Here is a 21,827-nt window from a genome sequence, read left to right as displayed (position 1 = left end):
GAAAGGCGTTTCCCCTTGAGCACCCTCCGCATCGGCCTCGCCGGCCTCGGCCGCATGGGCCGCATCCACGCCGACAACCTCGCCGGGCGGTGCTCCGTCGCCCGGCTCGGCGCCGTCTACGACGCCGACCCCACCGTCGCGCGGGAGGCGGGCGAGCGCTACGGCGTGCCGTGGACGACGAGCTTCGAGGAGCTGCTCGCCCACCCCGCGGCCGAGGCCGTCGCCATCGCGACGCCGACCGGCGCGCACGCCCCGATGACCGTCGCGGGGGCGCAGGCGGGCCGAGACGTGTTCTGCGAGAAGCCGATCGCCCTGGACCGGGCGACGACCGTGGCCACCGTCGAGGAGGTGCGCCGGGCCGGCGTGCAGTTCCAGGTCGGCTTCCACCGGCGCTTCGACCCGGACTGGGCCGCCGTGGCCGAGCGGATCCGGGCGGGCGAGCTGGGCGAGGTCGCGCTCTTCCGCAGCTCGCTGCGGGACATGGCGTCGCCCCCCGCGTCGTTCCTCGCCGGGTCCGGCGGCTTCTTCCGCGACGTCACCGTGCACGACCTCGACGTCGCCCGGTGGCTCGTCGGCGAGGTCGTCGAGGTGACCGCGCACGGCGCCGCCGTCTCCGACCCGGAGGGCTTCGCGGCCGTCGGCGACGTCGACACCGCCGTCGTGGTGCTCCGCTTCGCCTCCGGTGCGCTCGGCGTGATCGACAACAGCCGGGCCTCCGGCTACGGCTACGAGTGCTCCACCGAGGTCATGGGCAGCCGGGCCACCGCCCGCATCGACAACCCGTACCGCCGCGGCTACGAGTGGCGCACCCCCGGTCTGACCAGCCGCGACCTCGTCGCCGACTTCCAGGAGCGCTACCCGCTGGCCTACGCCGCGGAGCTCGACGGCTTCGCCCGCGCGGTCCTCGACCGCTCCCCCGTGCAGGTCTCCGGCGAGGACGCCCTCGCGGCCTTCGACCTCGCCGAGGCCGCGGACGAGTCCTGGCGGACCGGCCGGACCGTCGCGGTCCGGTACACCGGCACGGGCTACGCACGGGCCTCCGTCAGCGAGGTGAGCGCGTGAGCGGGCTGCGGATCGGGCTGCTCGGCGCGTCCCGGATCGCCGACGAGGCCGTCGTCCGGCCCTCGGCGACCACGCCGGACCGGCTCGTCGCCGTCGCCGCCCGGGACCGCGGGCGGGCCGAGGAGTTCGCCCGCCGCTTCGGCGTCGAGCGGGTCGTCGAGGACTATGCGGCGCTGCTCGCCGACCCCGAGGTCGACGTCGTCTACAACGCGCTGCCGAACGCCCTGCACGCGCCGTGGAACCTGCAGATCGTCGCGGCGGGCAAGGCCCTGCTCGCCGAGAAGCCCTTCGCCGGCTCCGCGGCCGAGTGCCGTGAGGTGCGCGAGGCGGCCGTCGCGGCGGGCGCGCCCGTGTTCGTCGGCTACCACTACTTCCACCACCCGCTGTACCGGCGGCTGGCCGAGGTGGTCGCCGCGGGCGCGATCGGCGAGGTCACCGCCGTCGAGACTCGGATGCGGATGCCGGCGCCCCCGCCCGACGACGTCCGCTGGTCCCTCCCCCTCGCCGGCGGCGCACTGATGGACCTCGGCTGCTACGCGGTGCACACCCTGTTGATGATCGCGCCGTCGCTCGGCGGCGCGCCCGTACTGGTGGACGCGCGGGCGGGCGAGCGCTCGCCGGGCGTCGACGAGTGGGCCGACGCCACGTACCGCTTCCCGGGCGGGGCGGAGGGCCGGATCCACTGCCACATCGCCGCGCCGGGCTGGGAGATGTCGCACCGGGTCGTCGGGACCCGCGGCGAGGTGCTGGCACCGATGTACGCCCTGCCCCACCGCGACGACCGGCTGATCGTTCGGGTCGGCCACGACGAGCGGGTGGAGCGGCTCGGCACCACCCCGACCTACGACTTCCAGCTCGCCGCGCTGCGGGGGTACCTGACCGGCACCGCTCCCCTCCACCGCGGCGCCACCATGGACTTCAGCGTGGAGATCGCGGAGCAGCTCGACGCGATCTACCTGGCCACCGGCCTCCCCCTCCGGCCGGCGGGGGTGGCGGTGGCCTGAACGCTCATACCCGCTCGCGTTGTGGAACCACAGTGCGCTCAGATCGGCCGTGAGATCGCATTATGGAACCATAATGCGCTCGATCTGGGGCCGAGAGCGCGTTATGGAACCACAATGCGGCGCGCTCCGCTCCTGCACGGGTACTGAGGTGCTCAGTCGGAGGGGCGGAGCGCGGCGGTGGTGCGGCGGACCGTGAGGTAGGGCTCGAGGACCTGCTCGGGCCCCGCCTCCCCGCGCCCGCCGTCCAGCCGCGCGACCACGGCCTCGACCGCGCGGCCGGCGAGGCCCGCGGTGTCCTGCCCCACCGTGGTCAGGCCGACGTGGGCCATGCGGGCGAGCGGGTCGTCGTCGTAGCCGACCACGGAGACGCGGCCGGGGACGTCGATCCCGTTGCGGGCCAGTGCGTCGAGCAGTCCGACGGCGGTGCGGTCGTTGAACGCGACGACCGCGGTGGGGAGATCGCCCTCGGCGAGCAGGGCCTCGGCGGCGCGGATCCCGATGATCTCGGTGCCCGCGGGCGTGCCGCGGCCGGGCAGCACCCGCGGCTCCAGCCCCCGGGCCGCCATGGCGCGCAGGTAGCCGTCGCGACGGTCCTGGGCCACCGTGCCGGGACCGCCGTCGACGTAGGCGATCGCGGTGTGCCCCAGGCCGTGCAGGTGGTCGACGGCCAGCGCGGTGCCGGCCTCGTCGGCGGTGCGCACGACGTCGGGCCGCGTCCGGTCCGGGCCCGGCGGCGGGTCGAGACGGCGGCAGAGCAGCACCAGCGGGACCGTCGCGGCGAGCTCGCTGAGCCGGTCGACGGGCGCGTCCGGGCCGATGAGGACCAGCGCCTCGCAGCGGGAGTCGAGCAGCGTCTCGACCGCGCGGTCCTCGCCGCGGCTGCGGGTGATGGTGGAGAGCACGAGGTCGTAGCCGCGGGCCTCGGCGGCGTCCTGCAGGTGCTCGGCGACGTCCGCGTGGAAGGGGCTGCGGACGTCGATGAGCAGGCCGATCAACCGGCTGCGGCGGCGGGCGAGCAGGCTCGCGGCCCGGTCGGGCCGGTAGCCGAGCCGCTGCGCCGCGTCGAGCACCCGGGCGCGGGTCTCGGCGCTGGGGCCGGGCGCGCCACGCAGCACGAGGGAGACCGAGGCGGGCGAGACGCCCACCGCGGCGGCCACGTCGTCGAGCCGGACCCGGCGACCGCCGTTGCCCGCCATCCCACCTCCTCGGCCGCGCGTCGTCCCGCGGCCCCCGTATCGAAGCACGCCACCCGCCCGCTCCGCGGACGAGCGACCGGCCGCTCGCCCAGACCTACTCGACGAGAGCGCCGCTCGTGCATCCGGGACGCGCGCGGGGGGCCTTGACACCACCCCGCCGCGGCCTGGACCATACTCGTGTTTGAAGCGCTTTAAAACCTCGGCGCTCCCGGCGGCCCGACCCGCCCCCCGATCCCGGAGGACCTTCGATGACGAGCTCCGTCCGCCCGCACGCGCCCGTGTGGCTCGACCCGGCCGACGCCCGCCTCGACGACCTGCGCACCGTCGTCGAGCAGGGGACCGATCCGGCCGCCTTCCCCCTCGCCGAGGTCGTCTCCGGCGTCACGGTCTACGACGGCGAGCGGCTGCGCCGCGAGGCCGCCGGCGACGGCCGCCGTGCGGTCCAGGCCGAGCTGGTGCGCGCCCTCCTCGACGGTCCCGGGATCGTCGTGATCACGGGCGCCTACCCCGACCGGGCCGTCGTCGACCGCGCCACGGACGCCTTCTTCGTGCTGATCGAACAGCAGAAGGCCACCGGTGCCGCCGTCGGCGACCACTTCGCCGCGCCCGGCAGCAACGACCGCATCTGGAACGCGCTGGAGAAGCTCGCGGTCGCCGACCCGGACACCTTCGCCACCTACTACGCCAACGACCTCCTGGCCCTGGTCTCCGAGGCCTGGCTCGGCCCGGCCTACCAGATCACCTCGCAGGTCAACGTCGTGAACCCGGGCGGGAAGGCGCAGTCCCCGCACCGCGACTACCACCTCGGCTTCATGAGCCCGGCCGGCGCGGCCCGCTACCCCGCCCACCAGCACGCGCTCACCCCGGCGCTGACGCTGCAGGGCGCCGTCGCGCACTGCGACATGCCGGTCGAGACGGGGCCGACGCTCTACCTGCCGCACTCGCAGAAGTACGCGCACGGCTACCTGGTGGCCGAGCACGAGGAGTTCCGGGCGTTCTTCGCCGAGCACCACGTGCAGCTGCCGCTCGGGTGCGGCGACGCCGCGTTCTTCAACCCGGCGCTGCTGCACGGCGCGGGCACCAACCGGTCGGGCGACGTCCGGCGGATCGCCAACCTGCTGCAGGTCTCGTCGGCGTTCGGGCGAGCCATGGAGTACGTCGACCGCGGCCGGGTGTGCCGCGCGGTGCTGCCCGCACTGCGCCGGATGCGGGCGGCGGGCGCCGACGAGGCGCAGCTGCGCCAGGTCATCGCGGCCTCGGCCGAGGGCTACGCCTTCCCCACCGACCTGGACCGCGACCCGCCGGTCGACGGGCTCGCCCCGCCGTCGCAGGCCGACCTGCTCACCGAGGCCGTCCTGCTCGGCCACGACGACAACACCTTCGCCGCGGCCCTGGCGGCCCATTCCGCCAAGCGAGGCTTCTGAATGCTGCTCGAGGACAAGGTCGTACTGGTCAGCGGCGGGACGGCGGGCGTCGGCGCCTCGGTCGCCCGCGCCGCCGCCCGGGCCGGCGCCTCGGTCGCCGTCACCGGCCGTCGCCGGGAGCCGGGCGAGAAGGTGGCCGCCGAGCTGCGCGAGCTGGGTGCGGCCGCCCTCTACCGGCCCTGCGACGTCGCCGACCCCGCGCAGGTCCGCGCCGCCGTCGACTCCGTGGTCGCCGAGTTCGGCCGGGTCGACGGGCTGGTGAACGCGGCGGGCCTCACCGACCGCGGCAGCCTCGTCGACACCACCCCGGAGCTGTTCGACCGGCAGATCGCGATCAACCTCAAGGGCCCGTTCTTCGCGATGCAGGCCGTCGTGCAGGACATGCTGCGGCGCGGGGCACCCGGCTCGATCGTCAACATCGGGTCGGAGGCCGCCCACGGCGGCGCGCCCGTCCTGGCCCCGTACGTCGCGGCCAAGGCCGGGCTGGCCGGCCTGACGAAGAACGCCGCGCACGCCCACCGCTTCGACCGGATCCGGATCAACCAGCTGAACATCGGCTGGACGGACACCGAGGGCGAGGACCTCACCCAGCGCCGGTTCCACGGCGCGGGCGACGACTGGCGCGAGCGCGCCGCCGAGCGGCTGCCCGCCGGCCGGCTCGCCGACCCGGACGAGATCGCCGGGATGGTCGTCCTCCTGCTCTCCGACCGCAGCGGCGTGGTCACCGGGTCCGTCCTGGACTGGGACCAGGCCGTGATCGGCGCCCACGACTGACCCGCCCACCACCGACTCCGCCCCACCACCGACTCCGCCCCACCACCGACCCCGTCCACGACGGACCGAGAAGAGGCACACCGATGTCCGCACCCAAGATCGCCGGCGCCCCCATCTCCTGGGGCGTGTGCGAGGTCCCGGGCTGGGGCCACCAGCTCACACCCGAGCGCGTGCTCGCCGAGATGGCCGAGGTGGGGCTCGTCGCCACCGAGTTCGGCCCGGACGGCTTCCTGCCCGACGACCCGGCCGCCAAGGCCGCCACGCTCGCCGCGCACCACCTCACCGCGGTCGGCGGCTTCACCCCGACGCTGCTGCACCGGCCCGACCACGACCCGGTCCCCGGCGTCGAGGCGCTGCTGCCGAGCTACGCGGCGGCCGCGGCCGGCACCCTCGTCCTCTCCGCCGACACGGGCCTGACGGGCTACGACTCCCGCCCGGAGCTCGACGACGGCGGCTGGAAGACCCTCCTGGTCAACCTCGACCGGATCAGCGCGGTCGCCGCCGCGGCGGGCATCGAGACCGTGCTGCACCCGCACGTCGGGACGATGGTCGAGACGGGCGACGACGTCCGGCGCGTGCTCGAGGGCTCGTCGATCGCGCTGTGCCTGGACACCGGGCACCTGCTGATCGGCGGAACCGACCCGGCCGAGCTGACCCGCCAGGCCCCGGAGCGGGTGGCGCACACCCATTTCAAGGACGTCGACCTCGGTCTGGCCCGCCAGGTCCAGGACGGCCGCCGGACGTACACCGAGGCCGTCCGGGAGGGCATGTACCGGCCGCTCGGCACCGGCGACGTCGACTTCGGCTCCATCGTCGCGAGCCTGCAGGGGCGCGACTACCAGGGCTGGTACGTGCTGGAGCAGGACACGATCCTCACCGAGGCACCCACCGGCGTCGGCCCGGCCGCCGACGTGCACACCAGCGTCGAGCAGCTCAGGAGCCTGCTGTCCCGGCCGTGACGGACCGGCCTCGCCCCGTGCGGGTCTGACCGGGTCACGCCCGGACCCGGGTCCCGGCGGCGAGGAGGGCGGCGGCCGCGCCGGTGCCGGCGAGCAGCACGAACAGCTCGGGGTAGCCCCCGAGCGCGGCCGCCAGCGTGGCGCCCGCCCACGGGGCGACCGCGGTCGCGGTCATCGCGGGGGCGGAGAGGATGCCGCTGAGTCGCCCGTAGTGCGCAGCGCCCCACCGGTCGCTCACGGCCGTGGCCTGCAGAAGGGTGAAGATCCCGCGCGCCGCCCCGGTCAGCATGGCCAGCGCGACGAGCAGCGGGACCGGGCCGGGCGCCAGGCCGAGGAGCAGGGTGGTCGCGCCGAGCGCACCGAGCACCAGCACGGACCGGGCCCGCGCCGGCATCGCCGTGAGCCGCCGGTAGCCCAACCGGCCGAGCACCTGCCCGACGCCGCCGAGGCCCAGCGCCCACGCCGCCGTGCCGGTGGAGAGGCCGCGCTCGAGCAGCAGCGGGACCTGGTTGACCACCACCGCGAACGCCGTGAAGGCGCCGAGCCCGACCGCGGCCGTGACCAGGACGAACGGTCGGCTGCGGGCGATCGGGCCGGGGTCGGTGTGCAGGCCGTCGACGGGCGCGGGTGCGTCGGGCCAGGTCCCGCGCAAGCCGAGGAGGTGGGCCGGGACGGTCACCACCAGGAGCACCCCCGCGAGCACGAGGTAGGCATCCCGCCAGCCGAGGTGCCCGAGCAGTGTCGCGGTGAGCGGGGCGAACACCGTGCTGGCCAGCCCGCCGAGCAGCGTCACCGCGGTGAGCGCGGTGACCCGCCGCGGCCCCCACCAGCGGGTCAGCGCGGCGAACGCCGGCGGGTAGAGCGTCCCGGCCATCGAGATCCCGGCGAGCAGCCAGGCCCCGAGGAACGCGGGGAACGAGGGCGCGAGCGCGATCCCGACGACCGCGGGCACGCCGACCGCGGACGCCGCCGTCATGATCCACCGCGGTCCCCAGCGGTCCAGGGCGCGGCCGAGCGGGATCCCGACCAACGCCGACGTGACCAGCCCGGCCGAGAAGGCCCCGGTGACGGCCCCGATCGACCAGCCGGTCTCCCGGGACAGCGTGGGCGCGAGGACCGGGAAGGCGTAGTAGAGCACGCCCCAGCTGGTCACCTCGGTCACACAGAGGACGGCGAGCACCCGGCGCAGCCCGCTGCGCCCGAGCTCCGCCGTGCCGTCCACGCCCGCCACCCTGCCTCGCCCGACGCGGACCCGCAGGACCGGCCACGGCAGGACGGGCGGGCGTCAGCGCCCCGTCAGGCCGGGAGACGCGCCGCGATCTCCGCCAGGTACGCCTCGGCGAGCGCCTCCGTGGTGGCGCGGTCGAGCCGCACGGTGTCCCCGGCGGCGAGGCGGTCAGCGCATCCGGCGCGCCGAGGCCCCGGCGCCGGCCACCAGGCTGCTGATCACCAGCCCGATCACCAGGTGGATCACGGAGTTGGCCACCCGCTCGCCGATCGGCGCGGAGCCGAGCAGCGGGAGCAGGGCCGCGACCACGGTCACCAGGCCGACGATCCACGTCAGGTAGGTCATCGGCCGCGGCGTGGAGACGAGCAGCAGGTGCGCGAGGCCCGTCGCGGCCAGCGCGGCCACCGCCGACAGGACGCAGAGCAGCACGGTGCGCGAGTCGCCGAGCGCCCCGGAGCTGGCCGGTCCGTTGAAGGCGATGCGCAGGACCGCGCGCACGATCAACGTCCCCACCATCGCGACCAGCGCCGCGACGATCGCCGTGGCGATGCCCGCCGCCCAGAGCCGGCCCGCGTCGACCGAGGGCTTCGGCGCCCGCGGCGGCTCGTACTCCTGGGCGTACTGCGGGTCGCCGTACTGCTCCCCGTACTGCTGGTACTGGTCGTGGTCGGGGAGCCGCCGGGTCTCGTCCCCGCGGTCCCAGGTGCCGTACCCGCCGCCCGATCCGTAGCCGCCGGCCATCCCGTTCCCCTCGCCGCACCGCCGTCGCTGTCTGCCGCGCCAGTCTGTCGGCGCGGGGCCGGAGCGGCCAAGGCGCCACGGCGCCACGACCGGGTGGGTCTACGCTGGGTCCGTGTCCGCCCCGACCCCGCCCGGCTCCGCGCTCCCGGGTGCCACCCTGCAGCCCCCGAAGCTCCTGCTCGGGCTGGTCGCCGCGGCGGCCGTCGCGCACGGCGGCCTCGCCGTCGTGGGCGGGGCCCTGTGGGCGCAGGTGCTCTCCGCCGTCCTCTGTGCGGCGGGGCTGGTCGCGGTCGCGTTCCTCGTCGCGCGGCCGGTGCCGCACGTCGTGCTGGGCACCGCGGTGCTGGGGATGCTCGGCGTCGCGAGCTTCCTGGGCGTGCTGGGCGCCGCCCTCGCCACCGGCGGGCACCCGGTGTCCGGCTGGGTCGGGCCGTGGGGCATCGCCGCGGTGATCCTCGACTCCTCGGTGGTCCGGATCGCGGCCGCCGTGCTGCGCCGCGCGGAGAACGCGGGTCGCGCACGGCCCTGAGCCGTGCGATCTGAACGTCACACACCGGTTACCTGCCGAGTACACCCGCTGCGCATGCTCGTAGCGTGATCGGCGCTGCTGCGGAGGGTCCGCTGATCGGGTTCCGGGTGCTCGGCGGGGTCGAGGCGTGGCGCGGCGGCGAGCGGGTGGAGCTCGGCGGGCCCAAGCAGCGGGCGGCCCTGGCCTCCCTCGTCCTGCGCGCGGGCCGGGTCGTGTCCCTCGAGCAGCTGATCGACGACCTGTGGCCCGCGGACCCGCCGGCCCGCGCCGCGGCAACCGTCCAGGTCTTCGTCTCGAACCTCCGCCGCGCGCTGGAGCCCGACCGCCCGCGCGGCGCCCCGGCGACGGTGCTGGTCACGGCCGCGCCCGGGTACCGGCTGGCCGTCGACCCGGCGGCGGTCGACGCGCACGCGTTCGCCCGGCTCGTCGACGAGGGCCGCGCGGCCCTCACCGGCGACGACCCCGAGCGGGCCGCCGAGCTGCTGGCCCGGGCGGCGGAGCTGTGGCGCGGCCCGGCGCTCGCCGACCTGCCCGACGCGCCGTTCGTGCGGGTCGAGGCGGCCCGGCTCGACGAGCTGCGCCTCGGCGCCGCCGAGGACCGCGCCGACGCCGAACTGGCGCTGGGCCGGCACACCGCGCTCGTGCCCGAGCTGGAACGGCGGGTGCACACGCACCCGCTGCGGGAGCGCTCCCGCGCCCAGCTGATGCTGGCGCTCTACCGCTGCGGACGGCAGGCCGACGCGCTGGGGACCTACCGGGAGGGCCGCCGGGTCCTGCGGGACGAGCTGGGCCTCGACCCCGGCACCCGGCTGCGCGAGCTGGAGCAGGCGGTCCTGCGGCACGACCCGGGCCTGATCTGGGAGCCCCCGCGCCCGGTGGTCCTGCCCGCGGCCGGCCCGTCGGCCGGTCCCGGCGCCGACGAGCCGGGCCGCGTCCTCGTCGTCGACGACAGCGGAACGAACCGCCGGATGCTGGTGGCCGCGCTGACCGAGCTCGGCCACGAGGTGCACGCCGCCGAGAACGGCCGGCGTGCGCTGGAGCTGTTGCCCGACGGCGGTTTCGACGTCGTCCTGCTCGACCTGCTGATGCCCGTGCTCGACGGCTACACCACCCTGGCCGCGATCAAGGCCGATCCCGCACTCGACCACCTCCCGGTGATCATGGTCTCGGCGGTTCCGGACCTGGAGAGCGTGGTGCGCTGCATCGAGCTGGGGGCCACGGACTACCTGCCGAAGCCGTTCAGCGCTGCCGTGCTCCGGGCCCGGATGCGCTCCTCGCTGACGTTGAAACGGCTCCGCGACCGCGAGCGCGCGGAGCTCGCCGCCCTGCGCAGCGAGGTCGACCGGGTGCGCGGCGGGGCCGACCGGCGGTGACGCGTCGTGCCGGCCGCCGGACGCTCACCCGGCTGTTGACCCTCGGGCTCGGGATCGGCGGGGCGCTCCTCGCGGTGCTGCTGCTGGTCAGCCTGCTCGCCGAGCAGAGCATGCAGGACGCCACGGAGGCCGAGGCCCGCCGGTCGGAGTCGCTGCAGCTGGCCTACGAGCTGCGCCAGACCTCCGACGACCTCACGCGGATGGCCCGCTCGTACGTCGCCACCGGCGAGCCGCGCTACCTGGACTGGTTCCGGGAGATCCTGGCGATCCGCGCCGGCACCGCGCCCCGGCCGGTGGGCTACGACGGCATCTACTGGGACGTCGTGAGCGACACCGGACAGCGGCCGACCCCGTTCGCCCCGCCGGACTCCTTCGCCACGCTGGCCGCGCGCGCCGGCTTCAGCGCGCAGGAGCAGGCGCTCCTCGCCACCGCCCAGGCCCGTTCCGACGCGCTGGCCCGGATCGAGGAGCAGGCGTTCACGCTGGTCGCGGCGGGTGCGGCGACCCCCGACCCCGACCGGGCCCGCGCCACGTCGATGCTCTACGACCCGACCTACCTGCACGCCAAGGCCGAGATCATGGGGCCGATCGGGCAGGTGCTCTCGCTCGTCGACACCCGGACGGCGCAGGAGACCGCGCAGGCCACGGGGCGGGCCCGCGACTGGTCCGCGGCCGCGGTCACCACGGCCGTCCTGTTGCTGGCCGGCATGGCGGTGCTCGTCGTGGTGACCCGGCGGGACGTGCTGCGGCCGGTCGCCGAGCTCGACGCGGCCACCGCCCGGATCGCAGCGGGCGAGGCCGACGTCCGGGCCCGGGTGGCGGGCGTCGGCGAGGTCAGCGCGCTGGCCCGGCGCTTCAACGGCATGGCCGAGCGCGTCCGGGCCCGCACCGCCGAGCTGCGGCTGCTGCACCGGGTGGCGGCCACCGCGCACCGGGCCACCGACCTCCCGACCGCCACCCGCGAGGTGCTGGCGCTGGTCTGCGCCCACACCGGCTGGACGCGGGGCCGCGCGTCGTTCGCCGACGGCACCTCCCTCACCGAGCACGGCGACCCGCCCGCCGGCGCCGGCCCACGCGAGCGGGTGCTGGCCACCGGCGAACCGGTCTGGCACCCCGGCCCCGACGGCGTCGCCGTGGCCCTCCCGGTGCGCGCGGCGGGCGAGGTCGTCGCGGTCGTGGAGTTCGTCGCGGCCGGCCCGGCCGAGCCCGATCCCGCGCTGCTTGCCCTGCTGTCCGACGTCGCGGCGCAGCTCGGGCAGGTGGTGGAACGGGTCCGGACCGCCGACGCCCTGCGCGCCGCCGCCACCGCCGCGGAGAGCGCCAACCGGGCGAAGAGCGCCTTCCTCGCGACGATGAGCCACGAGATCCGCACGCCGATGAACGCCGTGATCGGCATGTCCGGGCTGCTGCTCGACACCGACCTCGGGCCCGAGCAGCGCCGCTTCGCGGAGATCGTCCGGGACAGCGCGCACGCCCTGCTGCTCATGATCAACGACATCCTCGACTACTCCAAGATCGAGGCGGACCGGCTCGAGCTGGAGCGGCGGCCGTTCCACGTCGCCGAGTGCATCGAGGGCGCCCTGGAGCTGGTCGCCGCCGACGCCGCCGCCACGGACCTCGAGCTGCTCTGCGTGGTCGAGCCCGGCACCCCGTCCGGCCTGGTCGGCGACGTGACGCGGGTGCGCCAGGTGCTGCTGAACCTGCTGAGCAACGCCGTGAAGTTCACCGACCGGGGCGAGGTCACCGTGACCGTGGGCGCCCGGCCGTGCGGGGGCGGGCACGAGTGGCGGTTCACCGTGCGGGACACCGGCGTCGGTATCCCGGCGGACCGGCTGGGGTCGATCTTCGAGGCGTTCACGCAGGTCGACGCGTCGACCGCCCGGCGTTACGGGGGCACCGGCCTCGGCCTGGCGATCTGCCGGCGGCTGGCCGAGCTCATGGGCGGGTCGGTGACCGCGGAGAGCACCCCCGGCGCCGGCACGTCGGTCACCGTGACCGTGCAGGCGGAGGCCGCCGAGGGCGTGCGCCGCGATCCCGTGCCCGACGCCGGCCGCGCGCTCTCCGGCCTGCGCGCCCTCGTCGTCGACGACCATCCCGGCAGCCTCCGGCTGCTGCGCCGGCGGCTCGGGGCGTGGGGCATGCAGGTCAGGGACACGACCTCGGCGGCCACCGCGCTGCACTGGCTGGACGAGGGCCGCCGGTTCGACGTCGCCGTGCTCGACGAGCGCATGCCCGGGCTCGACGGCCCGTGCCTGGCCGCGGCGATCCACGCGCGGCCCGCGGGCGCGGGGATGCCGCTGGTCCTGCTCACCTCGCTCGGCAGCCTTCCGCCCAGCGACCGCACCGGGATCGCCGCCGTGGTGAGCAAGCCGGTCCGGCCCGCCGCGTTGTTCCGCGCGCTCGCGGACGCGCCCGCCGACCCGGTGGCGATCGCGCCCGGGGGCGTCGCGCCGCGGATCCTGGTCGCCGAGGACCACCCGGTCAACCAGCGGCTCGTGTCGCTCCTGCTGACCCGGCTCGGGCACCGCGCCGACGTGGTCAGCAACGGCCTCGAGGCCGTGGCCGCGGTCCGCGACCGGCACTACGACGTGGTGCTGATGGACGTCCGGATGCCCGAGCTCGACGGACTCGGGGCCACCCGCCGGATCCGGGCCGAGGCCGAGGTCCGGCAACCGTGGATCATCGCGGTGACCGCGGAGCCCGGCGGCCGGGACACCTGCCTGGCCGCGGGGATGGACGACCACCTGACCAAGCCGCTCGTGGCCGTCGAGCTCGCCGAGGCCCTGGCCCGCGCGCCCGGACCTTCTCCGCAGGGCACGACAGCACCCGGCCCGCTCGACCCGGCGGCGCTCGACCGGCTGCGCGAGCTCGTCGGCGGCGACGCGGACACCCTCTCCGGGCTCGTGGCGGACTTCCTCGGCGAGACCCCGCACCTCGTGCACTCGCTGCGGGCCGCCGTGGCCGCCGGCGACCCGGAGACCGCGCAGCGCGCCGCGCACACCCTCAAGGGGCTCGGCGACACGTTCGGCGCCACCGCGATGGCCCGGCTGTGCCGGCGCGCCGAGTCGCGCGGGCTCGCCGAGCTGGGCCCCGTCGTCGAGCAGATCGCGGGCGAGCACGCGCGGGTCGCGGCGGCGCTGCGCGGGGTCTGACCTGATCGGGCGGCACTTGGCGGTCGTTTAGCGCGGGGCTGTTCCCTGTCGTCGGGGTCGGCGCAGCCCCCGCCGGCGCGCACCCGGGTGGGCCGCCGGAGATCACCACCGAACGTCACTCCGCGAACGGACGATGTCCGGAAAGGCAGCCGCATGAGCATCGAGAACCGGGAGGCGAGCGCCGCGCCGGCGGCGACCGCCGACGTCGGCACCGCCGCGAAGGAGACGCTGGAGGACTACACCCTCCGCTTCGCCCCGCGCAGCTACCGGAAGTGGTCGACGGGGGTCGTCGGGGTCACGGCGCTGGGCGGCATCGCCTACCTCGCCGACTTCGCCATCGGCGCCAACATCGGCATCTCCTACGGCACCACCAACGCCCTCTGGGGCATCGGTGTGTTCGCGGTGGTCATCTTCGCCACGGGCTTCCCGCTGGCCTACTACGCCGCGCGCTACAACCTCGACCTCGACCTGATCACCCGCGGCTCCTGCTTCGGCTACTACGGCTCGGTCGTCACGAACGTCATCTTCGCGACGTTCACGTTCATCTTCTTCGCCCTCGAGGGCTCGATCATGGCCCAGGGCCTCGAGCTCGGGCTCGGCATCCCGCTCTGGCTGGGCTACGCGCTCTCGACGCTCATCATCTTCCCGCTGGTCGTGTACGGGATGTCCCTGCTGTCGAAGCTGCAGCTGTGGACCACCCCGCTGTGGCTGGTCCTGATGGTCGCGCCGTTCGTCTACCTGCTGGTCAGCCACCCCGACTCGGTGGGCTCCTTCTTCGCCTACCAGGGCGAGAACGGTCAGGGCACGCCCAGCCTCGGCGCCGTGATGCTGGCCGCCGGCGTGTGCCTGTCGCTGATCGCGCAGATCGCCGAGCAGATCGACTACCTGCGCTTCATGCCGCCGAAGACGCCCGAGAACTCCCGGCGCTGGTGGACCTCGATGATCCTCGCCGGCCCGGGCTGGGTGTTCTTCGGCGCGATCAAGCAGATCGTCGGGCTCTTCCTCGCCGTGTACCTGATCGCCAACGTGGCCGACGGCGCCGCCGTCGCCAACCAGCCGGTGCACCAGTTCCTGGAGATCTACCGCGACCTCCTGCCGCCGTGGCTGGCGATGACGCTCGCGGTCGTCCTCGTCGTGATCTCGCAGATCAAGATCAACGTCACCAACGCCTACTCCGGCTCGCTGGCCTGGACGAACTCCTTCACCCGGGTCACCAAGCACTACCCGGGCCGGCTGGTGTTCCTCGGCGTGAACCTGGTGATCGCGCTCGTGCTGATGGAGGCGAACATGTTCGACTTCCTCAACACGATCCTCGGCTTCTACGCCAACTGCGGCATGTCCTGGGTGGTCGTGGTGGCCGTCGACATCGCGGTCAACAAGTACGTGCTGAAGCTGTCGCCGATCACGCCCGAGTTCCGGCGCGGCATGCTCTACGCCGTCAACCCGGTCGGCTTCGGCTCGATGATCGTGTCCGCGGGCGTGTCGATCCTGGTGTTCTTCGGGGTCTTCGGCGCAGCGATCCAGCCCTTCTCCCCACTCGTCGCGATCGGCCTGGCCGTGGTGCTGCCGCCGCTGCTGGCGATCGCGACGAAGGGGAGGTACTACCTGCGGCGCACCGACGACGGCCTCGACCTGCCGATGTTCGACGAGCACGGCAACCCGTCGGGCGAGGTCCTGCACTGCCACGTCTGCCGGCAGGACTTCGAGCGCCCGGACGTCACGAAGTGCGAGACCCACGACGCGGTCGTGTGCTCGCTGTGCCTGTCCACGGACAAGGTGGGAGATCACGTCCTGCCCGCGTGAGGGGCGGGTGGCGGTCGTCGCGCACGTGCGGCGGCCGCCACCCGGGCGTGCGCGGGGCAGAATCCCCCGCGTGCCCCGCGTGATCAGATTCCACGAGCTCGGCGGACCCGAGGTGCTGCGCGTCGAGGACCTGCCGGTCCGCGCGCCCGGCCCCGGCGAGGTCCGCATCCGGGTCGACGCCGTCGGCCTGAACCGGGCGGAGGTGAACTTCCGCCGCGGCACCTACCTCGAGGACCCGCGGCTGCCGGCGGGGCTGGGCACCGAGGCGGCCGGTGAGATCCTCGAGGTCGGGCCGGACGTCGCCGGCTGGGCCCCGGGCGAGGCCGTCAGCGTGGTCCCGGCGTTCTCCCAGAACGACTACCCGGTCTACGCCGAGGAGGCGGTGGTGCCGGCCGCGGCGCTGGTCCGGCGGCCGGCCGGGATGGACGCCGTGACCGGCGCGGCGGTCTGGATGCCGTACGTGACGGTGTACGGGATGGTCGCCGAGATCCTGCGGGTCCGGCCCGGTGACCGGGTGGTGGTCACGGCGGCCGCGAACAGCATCGGCGTCGCGGCGCTGCAGGTGCTGCGGTACCTGGGCGCGGTGCCGGTCGCGACCGTCCCGGCGCCCGGGCCGGAGGCGGCGCTCCGCGAGGCGGGCGCGGCCGAGGTCGTCGTGACCGGGGCGTACGAGGGCGACGGCCGGGAGGTCCCCGGCGGCGGCTCCCTCGCCGACGCCCTCCGTGCCGCTCTGGAGCGGGCCGATCCCGGCGGGTCGGCAGGCGCCGACCTGGTCCTCGACGCGGTCGGCGGACCGCAGGTCGGCCAGCTGGTCGCGGCCTGCGCGCCCGGGGCGAGCGTGATCGTGCACGGCGGGCTGTCCGGGCTGCCCACTCCCCTGCCGGGCGGCGGGTACGCGGCCGTCTGGCTCCGCCGCTACCGGGTCTTCGAGATCACCGGCGACCCGGCCGCGCTGCGCCGGGCGGTCGCGTTCGTGCGGTCCGGGCTGGCGTGCGGGGCGCTGCGGCCGGTGGTCGACCGGGTCTTCGACTTCGACGACGTCGCCGCCGCCCACACCTACCTCGACTCCCCCGACCGCGCCCCCGGCAAGCCCGTCCTCCGCGTCCGGTAGTCGGACGGACGAAGGGCGCTCTCGCTCGCTAGGAATGAGCGGACGCGCCGCCCGCTCACGACGTTCAGCCCGCCAGCCATTGCTGCACGCGCTGCTGGTTCGCCGCGAGCCACTGCTTGGCGACCTGGTCGGCGGGCTGCTTGTCGATGTCGACGCTCTTCTGCATGGCCTCGACGTCAGCCACCGGGATCTCGAACTTCTGCAGCATCGCGTAGAACTTCGGCGTCTGCTGCTGCAGGGTCGTACTCGCCGCGGTCCAGGCCGAGTAGTCCGGCATCGCGCAGGCGCCGTTGCCCGTGGTGAAGCAGTCGGGCCGGTACGGCGTGGGCTCGCTCAGCTGGGTCATCTGGAACTGCGTGAACACCCAGTGCGGGTGGTAGAGGTACACGAGGATCGGCTTCCTACTGTCGTACGCCCGCTTCAGCTCCGCCAGCTGGGCCGCCTCGCTGGAGGTGACCTGCTGCAGGGTCAGGCCGTAGCCCGCGAGCCGCTTAACGTTCTGCTGCGTGGTGATGAAGCTCGGGTCCGCATCGACGAGCTTGTTGCCGAGCGCGGCGGCGTAGTTGTTGAGCTGCGTGACGCTGGTGAGGCCGGTGAGCGGCTGCCCGGGCTCCGTGGCGTAGGTGGGGACGAACCAGCCCTGGGCGGCGCCGCCGTAGGTCTGGTGCACCAGGCTCATCCGGTCCTTGGCCTTGTCGGCCAGCTGCTGCTGGTTGGGCAGCGCGACCTCGGCGAGCAGGTCGATGTCGCCCCGCTGTGCGCCGGCCCACGCCGGGGCCGGCCCCAGCGTGGTGGTGTCGATCCGGGAGACCCCCAGCTCCGGGTGCTGCGCGGCGACCTCGGCGAGGATCGCGTTGGTCAGCGTGGCGGCGCTCCAGGGGAACTCGCCGGCCTTGACCGTCATCCCGCCCCCGGAACCGGACCCGGAGCCCGATCCGGAGGTGCTGCCCCCGCCGCAGCCGGCCAGTACCGTCGCGGCGACTTCGAGCGCACCGAGGACCACACCGGCGCGGCGACGTGCTGATGTCCGCAACATCGGCCGTTCTCCCCTCCCCCGCGGCCGGCACGCCGGGTGCGTCCGGACCAGGATGGGAGCTTTCTACCCGAACCCGTGACGCAGGTAACACCTCTCCGGAACGGCCCGCACGGGTTCAGGCCCAGGCGCGGGCGCCGCGGGCGGCCCAGTACTGCTCGGCGGGCTCGGCGAGGTCGAGCAGCTCGTCCTCCACCTCGGCCGGGATCTTCAGCCCGGTCGCGGCCACGTTGCTCGCCACCTGCGCGGGGTCGACGGCGCCGGAGAGCACGATCCCCGCCCACGGCTCGGCCAGCACCGCCGCGAACGCCAGCCGGTCCACGCTGGTGCCCAGCTCGTCGGCCAGGTTGGCGACCCGGTCGTCCCGCGAGTCCGTCGCGCCGCCCGGCGCCAGCCGCCCGTTCGCGACGGCCTCCTTGACGATCACCCTGGCGCCCGCGTCCGCGGCCTCCGCCAGGGCCGGCCCGACCGACGGCTCGAGGATGTTCCAGGTGCTCTGGAACGAGGTGAACAGCGGCTCGCCGTCCACGGTCACGTCGAGCGCCCGCCGCACGGCCTCGGCCTGCCGCGGCCCGGACGTCGAGATCCCGACCCGGATCCCGTGCTCGCGCAGGTCGGCCATCGCACGGTGGAGCTCGGCGTCGTCGAGCGCGCCGGTGTCGAGCGTCGCCGAGTGCACGTGGTAGACCGCGAGCCGGTCCCCGAGCAGCGCCAGCGACTCCGCGGACTGCTCGGCGAACGCCTCGACCGAGTGGTCCTTGACCTCGTGTGTTCCGGAGACGGAGCCTGCGGAGTCGACCATCGGCACCCCGTCGAGCCGCCAGTCGCCGACGTACCGGTACCCCCACTTCGACCCGATCTCGACGTCCGTCGTGTCCGGGCGGGCGGCCAGCCAGCCGGCCAGGAACTCCTCGGCCCGGCCGTAGGACCGGGCGGCGTCGACGTACCGGATCCCCGCCGCGTAGGCCGCGTCGAGCACCGCCCACGTGCGTTCGCGCAGCGCCTCGACGTCCCGCGCGTCGCCGAGGTCGCGCTCCCGTCCGGCGGTGATGTACGCGGGCCGGCCGACCGCGGCCAGCCCGATCCCGATGCGGCGTACGGAGGTCACGCCCCCACGCTGCCACATCAGCCGGCCGCGATGCCGTGACGACGCCCTTCGAGGTGCACCGGCCCGCCGCGGAGTTGCAACGGCGCTGCAACCCTTGATCCCCGTGCCGCGGGGGGCTTCAGTGGAGTGGCACGCACCACACGGGAGACGGACAGGGAGGTCCGCATGACCCAGACCCTCGAACCGGCCGCCGCCACCGGGGCCCGCGAGCGGGTCGACACGTGGCTCGCCGACTTCGAGGCCGCCCTCGCGGCCCGGGACGCCGAGCGGGCGGCCGGCCTCTTCGCGACGACGTCGTTCTGGCGCGACCTGGTCGCGTTCACCTGGAACATCAAGACCGTCGAGAACCGCGACGGGATCGCGGACCTGCTGCGGTCGACCATGGAGTCCACGGACGCACGCAACTTCCACGCCACCGAGGAGCCGACCGAGGCCGACGGCGTCGTCGACGCCTGGATCGCGTTCGAGACGGCCGTGGGCCGGGGCCGCGGGCACCTGCGGCTCACCGACGAGGGCGCCTGGACCTTCCTCACCACGCTCTACGAGCTGAAGGAGCACGAGGAGCCCCAGGGCGAGCGCCGGCCGATGGGCGCCGAGCACGGCGTCAACCGCGAGCGCGTGACCTGGTCCGAGGCCCGTCAGGCCGAGGTCGAGGAGATGGGCCGCACCCGGCAGCCGTACGTCGTCGTGGTCGGCGGCGGGCAGGGCGGCATCGCGCTCGGCGCGCGGCTGAAGCAGCTCGGCGTGCCGCACGTGGTCGTCGACCGGTACCCGCGGCCCGGCGACCAGTGGCGGGGCCGGTACAAGTCGCTCTGCCTGCACGACCCGGTCTGGTACGACCACCTGCCGTACATCGACTTCCCGAAGAACTGGCCGGTCTTCGCGCCGAAGGACAAGATCGCCGACTGGCTCGAGATGTACACGAAGGTCATGGAGGTCAACTACTGGTCCTCCACGACCTGCAAGTCCGCCTCGTACGACGAGGAGGCGAAGGAGTGGACGGTCGTCGTCGACCGTGACGGCGAGGAGATCACCCTCCACCCCCAGCAGCTCGTGCTGGCCACCGGCATGTCCGGCAAGCCGAACGTGCCGCAGCTGCCCGGCCAGGACGTGTTCCGGGGCGAGCAGCACCACAGCTCGAAGCACCCGGGCCCGGACGCCTACAAGGACAAGAAGGTCGTGGTCGTCGGGTCGAACAACTCGGCCTTCGACATCTGCGGCGCGCTGTGGGAGGTGGGCGCCGACGTCACGATGGTGCAGCGCTCCTCGACCCACATCGTCAGGTCCGACTCCCTGATGGACCTGGGGCTGGGCGACCTGTACTCGGAGCGCGCGGTCGCCGCCGGGATGACCACGCAGAAGGCCGACATGACCTTCGCGTCCATCCCGTACCGGATCATGCACACCTTCCAGCAGCCGGTGTACGCGGCGATCAAGGAGCGGGACCAGGAGTTCTACGACCGTCTGGAGGCCTCCGGGTTCCGCCACGACTGGGGCGACGACGACTCCGGCCTGTTCATGAAGTACCTGCGCCGCGGCTCGGGCTACTACATCGACGTCGGTGCGGCGGACCTCATCGCCGACGGAGAGGTCAAGCTGGTGCAGGGCCAGGTCGTCGAGCTGACCGAGCACACCGTGAAGCTCGACGACGGCACCGAGCTCGAGGCGGACCTCGTCGTCTACGCGACGGGGTACGGCTCGATGAACGGCTGGGCCGCGGACCTCATCAGCCCGGAGGTCGCCGACAAGGTCGGCAAGGTGTGGGGGCTGGGCTCCGACACCACCAAGGACCCGGGCCCGTGGGAGGGCGAGCAGCGCAACATGTGGAAGCCCACCCAGCAGGAGGGGCTGTGGTTCCACGGCGGCAACCTGCACCAGAGCCGCCACTACTCGCTCTACCTGGCGCTGCAGCTCAAGGCCCGGCTCGAGGGGATCCCGACCCCGGTGTACGGCCTGCAGGAGGTGCACCACACCGGCTGAGCCGACGCGGTGCCCGGCGGCGGGGCGAGTGGATCATGTGAGTCGATCTCCGCCGCCGGGTATCCCGCGTCACATGCATGCCGAACTCCTCGTCGTCGGCGGCGGGCCGGCCGCGCTGGCCGCCGCCACCAGCTACCGCGACCACGGGGGCGAGGGCGCGGTCGTGCTCGTCTCGGACGACACCGCGCCGCCCTACTTCCGGCCGCCGCTGTCGAAGGACTACCTCCGCGGCGAGTCCGAGGCGGGCGACACGGAGCTCACCCCCGCCACCACCTACACCGACCGCGGCATCACGTTGCTGCTGCGGCAGATGGTGACCACGCTGCACGGTGAGGAGCGCGCCGCGCAGCTGTCCGGCGGCGCGCGAATCACCTACAAGGCCTGTGTCCTGGCCACCGGCTCCGCGCCCAAGCCGCTCCCGGTGCCCGGCGCCGACGCGCCCGCCGTCGCCATGCTGCGCTCGCTCGACAGCGCCAAGGAGCTGCGCTCGGCCGCCCTCACCGCCCGCAGCGCCGTCGTGGTCGGGTCGGGGTTCATCGGCTGCGAGGCCGCCGCCTCCCTGGCCCGCCGGGGGCTGGACGTGACGGTCGTGAGCACCGAGGACCTGCCGCAGGAGAAGCGCCTCGGCGCCGACGCCGGCCGCCGGATCGCCGGCTGGCTCGCCGAGGACGGCGTCACGCTGGTCGGCGGCGCGCAGGTCGAGGCGATCGAGCCGCTGGGCGACCCGGACGAGCGTCCGCGCCGGGTCCGGGTGTCCGGGCGCGCCCCGCTGGAGGCCGACCTCGTGCTGGTGGCCGGCGGAATCGACCCGCACGTCACCCTCGCCCGCGCCACCGGCGCGCGGGTCGAGCAGGACCGCGTGGTCGTCGACGAGCACATGCGCACCTCGCTGCCGGGCCTCTACGCCGCCGGCGACGTCGCCTACGCGCGCAACGCCACCGCGGGCCGCCACCTCGTCGTCGAGCACTGGGGCGAGGCGGAGGCGATGGGCACCGTCGCGGGCGGGGTGGCCGCCGGGGCCGACCTGCGCTGGGACGCCGTGCCGGGCTTCTGGACCGAGATCGGCGACCGCACCCTCAAGTACGCCGCCTGGGGCGACGGCTACGACCACGACCGGCTCGTCGACCACGGCGACGGCGCCTTCACCGTCTGGTACGCCGACGAGCAGGGCCGCGCGGTCGGGGTCGCCACCCACCGGGCCGACGAGGACTACGAGCGCGGCGAACAGCTCGTCGCGGCCGGGGAACCGGTCCCGGACGTGGCAACGGTCACAGAGGAGTAGCAGGCGGACGACCCTCCGGGTACCTCCCTGTTGATCGTTCTGCGGTTCGACAGGGAACCCGGCGCGCA

General features: G+C 74.7%; 17 protein-coding genes. 12 read left to right on the top strand and 5 right to left on the bottom strand.

Features of this window, described 5'->3' with window-relative positions:
• The first annotated feature begins 15 nt into the window (after positions 1-15).
• Positions 16-1,062 carry a Gfo/Idh/MocA family protein gene (locus PKE99_RS28410; RefSeq protein WP_037050474.1) on the top strand — a complete coding sequence of 349 codons (1,047 nt, stop codon included), beginning with the start codon at positions 16-18 and terminating at the stop codon, positions 1,060-1,062.
• Positions 1,059-2,066 (top strand): Gfo/Idh/MocA family protein, encoded by a 1,008-nt coding sequence (locus PKE99_RS28405; protein ID WP_197040794.1) that lies wholly within the window; start codon positions 1,059-1,061, stop codon positions 2,064-2,066. The genes PKE99_RS28410 and PKE99_RS28405 overlap by 4 nt, the downstream gene beginning before the upstream one ends.
• 152 nt (positions 2,067-2,218) lie before the next feature.
• On the opposite strand, the gene PKE99_RS28400 is transcribed toward PKE99_RS28405, so the two are convergent.
• Complete coding sequence (locus PKE99_RS28400) at positions 2,219-3,262, bottom strand: LacI family DNA-binding transcriptional regulator (protein ID WP_037050472.1); 1,044 nt, start codon at positions 3,260-3,262, stop codon at positions 2,219-2,221.
• A 248-nt stretch (positions 3,263-3,510) separates the two neighbouring features.
• Here PKE99_RS28400 and PKE99_RS28395 point away from each other — a divergent pair, with 248 nt between their 5' ends.
• The 3 genes from PKE99_RS28395 to PKE99_RS28385 all read left to right on the top strand — a co-directional run bounded on the left by PKE99_RS28395 (position 3,511) and on the right by PKE99_RS28385 (position 6,419).
• The gene (locus PKE99_RS28395) at positions 3,511-4,686 is read left to right on the top strand and encodes a phytanoyl-CoA dioxygenase family protein (protein ID WP_037050468.1); all 1,176 of its coding nucleotides are present in this window, start codon (positions 3,511-3,513) and stop codon (positions 4,684-4,686) included.
• On the top strand, positions 4,687-5,460 hold the full coding sequence (locus PKE99_RS28390) for an SDR family oxidoreductase (protein WP_037050466.1): 774 nt from the start codon (positions 4,687-4,689) through the stop codon (positions 5,458-5,460).
• A gap of 83 nt (positions 5,461-5,543) precedes the next feature.
• Complete coding sequence (locus PKE99_RS28385) at positions 5,544-6,419, top strand: TIM barrel protein (RefSeq protein WP_037050463.1); 876 nt, start codon at positions 5,544-5,546, stop codon at positions 6,417-6,419.
• Between the two features lie 34 nt (positions 6,420-6,453).
• Here PKE99_RS28385 and PKE99_RS28380 read toward each other — a convergent pair whose 3' ends face one another.
• Positions 6,454-7,641: an MFS transporter gene (locus PKE99_RS28380; RefSeq protein WP_231498355.1), complete on the bottom strand. Its 1,188-nt coding sequence runs from the start codon at positions 7,639-7,641 to the stop codon at positions 6,454-6,456.
• A gap of 174 nt (positions 7,642-7,815) precedes the next feature.
• Positions 7,816-8,388, bottom strand: a complete 573-nt coding sequence (locus tag PKE99_RS28375; RefSeq protein WP_197040793.1) for a DUF6069 family protein — start codon at positions 8,386-8,388, stop codon at positions 7,816-7,818.
• A 112-nt stretch (positions 8,389-8,500) separates the two neighbouring features.
• Here PKE99_RS28375 and PKE99_RS28370 point away from each other — a divergent pair, with 112 nt between their 5' ends.
• The 5 genes from PKE99_RS28370 (at position 8,501) to PKE99_RS28350 (ending at position 16,356) form a co-directional block, all read left to right on the top strand.
• Entirely contained in the window at positions 8,501-8,917 is a 417-nt protein-coding gene (locus PKE99_RS28370) for a hypothetical protein (protein ID WP_037050461.1), read from the top strand.
• A gap of 65 nt (positions 8,918-8,982) precedes the next feature.
• Positions 8,983-10,290, top strand: coding sequence for a BTAD domain-containing putative transcriptional regulator (locus tag PKE99_RS28365; protein ID WP_197040792.1), 1,308 nt, complete (start codon positions 8,983-8,985; stop codon positions 10,288-10,290).
• Positions 10,287-13,442 carry a response regulator gene (locus PKE99_RS28360; protein ID WP_051737965.1) on the top strand — a complete coding sequence of 1,052 codons (3,156 nt, stop codon included), beginning with the start codon at positions 10,287-10,289 and terminating at the stop codon, positions 13,440-13,442. Before PKE99_RS28365 ends, PKE99_RS28360 begins: the two co-directional genes overlap by 4 nt.
• 153 nt (positions 13,443-13,595) lie before the next feature.
• Complete coding sequence (locus tag PKE99_RS28355; RefSeq protein ID WP_037050459.1) at positions 13,596-15,245, top strand: purine-cytosine permease family protein; 1,650 nt, start codon at positions 13,596-13,598, stop codon at positions 15,243-15,245.
• A 70-nt stretch (positions 15,246-15,315) separates the two neighbouring features.
• Complete coding sequence (locus PKE99_RS28350; RefSeq protein ID WP_037050558.1) at positions 15,316-16,356, top strand: zinc-dependent alcohol dehydrogenase family protein; 1,041 nt, start codon at positions 15,316-15,318, stop codon at positions 16,354-16,356.
• A 64-nt stretch (positions 16,357-16,420) separates the two neighbouring features.
• Here PKE99_RS28350 and PKE99_RS28345 read toward each other — a convergent pair whose 3' ends face one another.
• The gene (locus PKE99_RS28345) at positions 16,421-17,260 is read right to left on the bottom strand and encodes a glycine betaine ABC transporter substrate-binding protein (RefSeq protein WP_231498354.1); all 840 of its coding nucleotides are present in this window, start codon (positions 17,258-17,260) and stop codon (positions 16,421-16,423) included.
• A gap of 247 nt (positions 17,261-17,507) precedes the next feature.
• Positions 17,508-18,497, bottom strand: a complete 990-nt coding sequence (locus tag PKE99_RS28340) for an aldo/keto reductase (RefSeq protein ID WP_037050455.1) — start codon at positions 18,495-18,497, stop codon at positions 17,508-17,510.
• Between the two features lie 165 nt (positions 18,498-18,662).
• Between PKE99_RS28340 and PKE99_RS28335 the strand changes: the two genes are divergently transcribed.
• Positions 18,663-20,477 (top strand): flavin-containing monooxygenase, encoded by a 1,815-nt coding sequence (locus tag PKE99_RS28335; RefSeq protein WP_037050452.1) that lies wholly within the window; start codon positions 18,663-18,665, stop codon positions 20,475-20,477.
• 73 nt (positions 20,478-20,550) lie between these two features.
• Positions 20,551-21,759: an NAD(P)/FAD-dependent oxidoreductase gene (locus tag PKE99_RS28330; RefSeq protein ID WP_037050450.1), complete on the top strand. Its 1,209-nt coding sequence runs from the start codon at positions 20,551-20,553 to the stop codon at positions 21,757-21,759.
• Positions 21,760-21,827: the final 68 nt, after the last annotated feature.

Origin of the sequence: Pseudonocardia halophobica, assembly GCF_027922425.1 — a bacterium.
Taxonomy (GTDB): Bacteria; Actinomycetota; Actinomycetes; order Mycobacteriales; family Pseudonocardiaceae; genus Pseudonocardia; species Pseudonocardia halophobica.
This window is presented reverse-complemented; position numbering and strand designations above follow the sequence as displayed.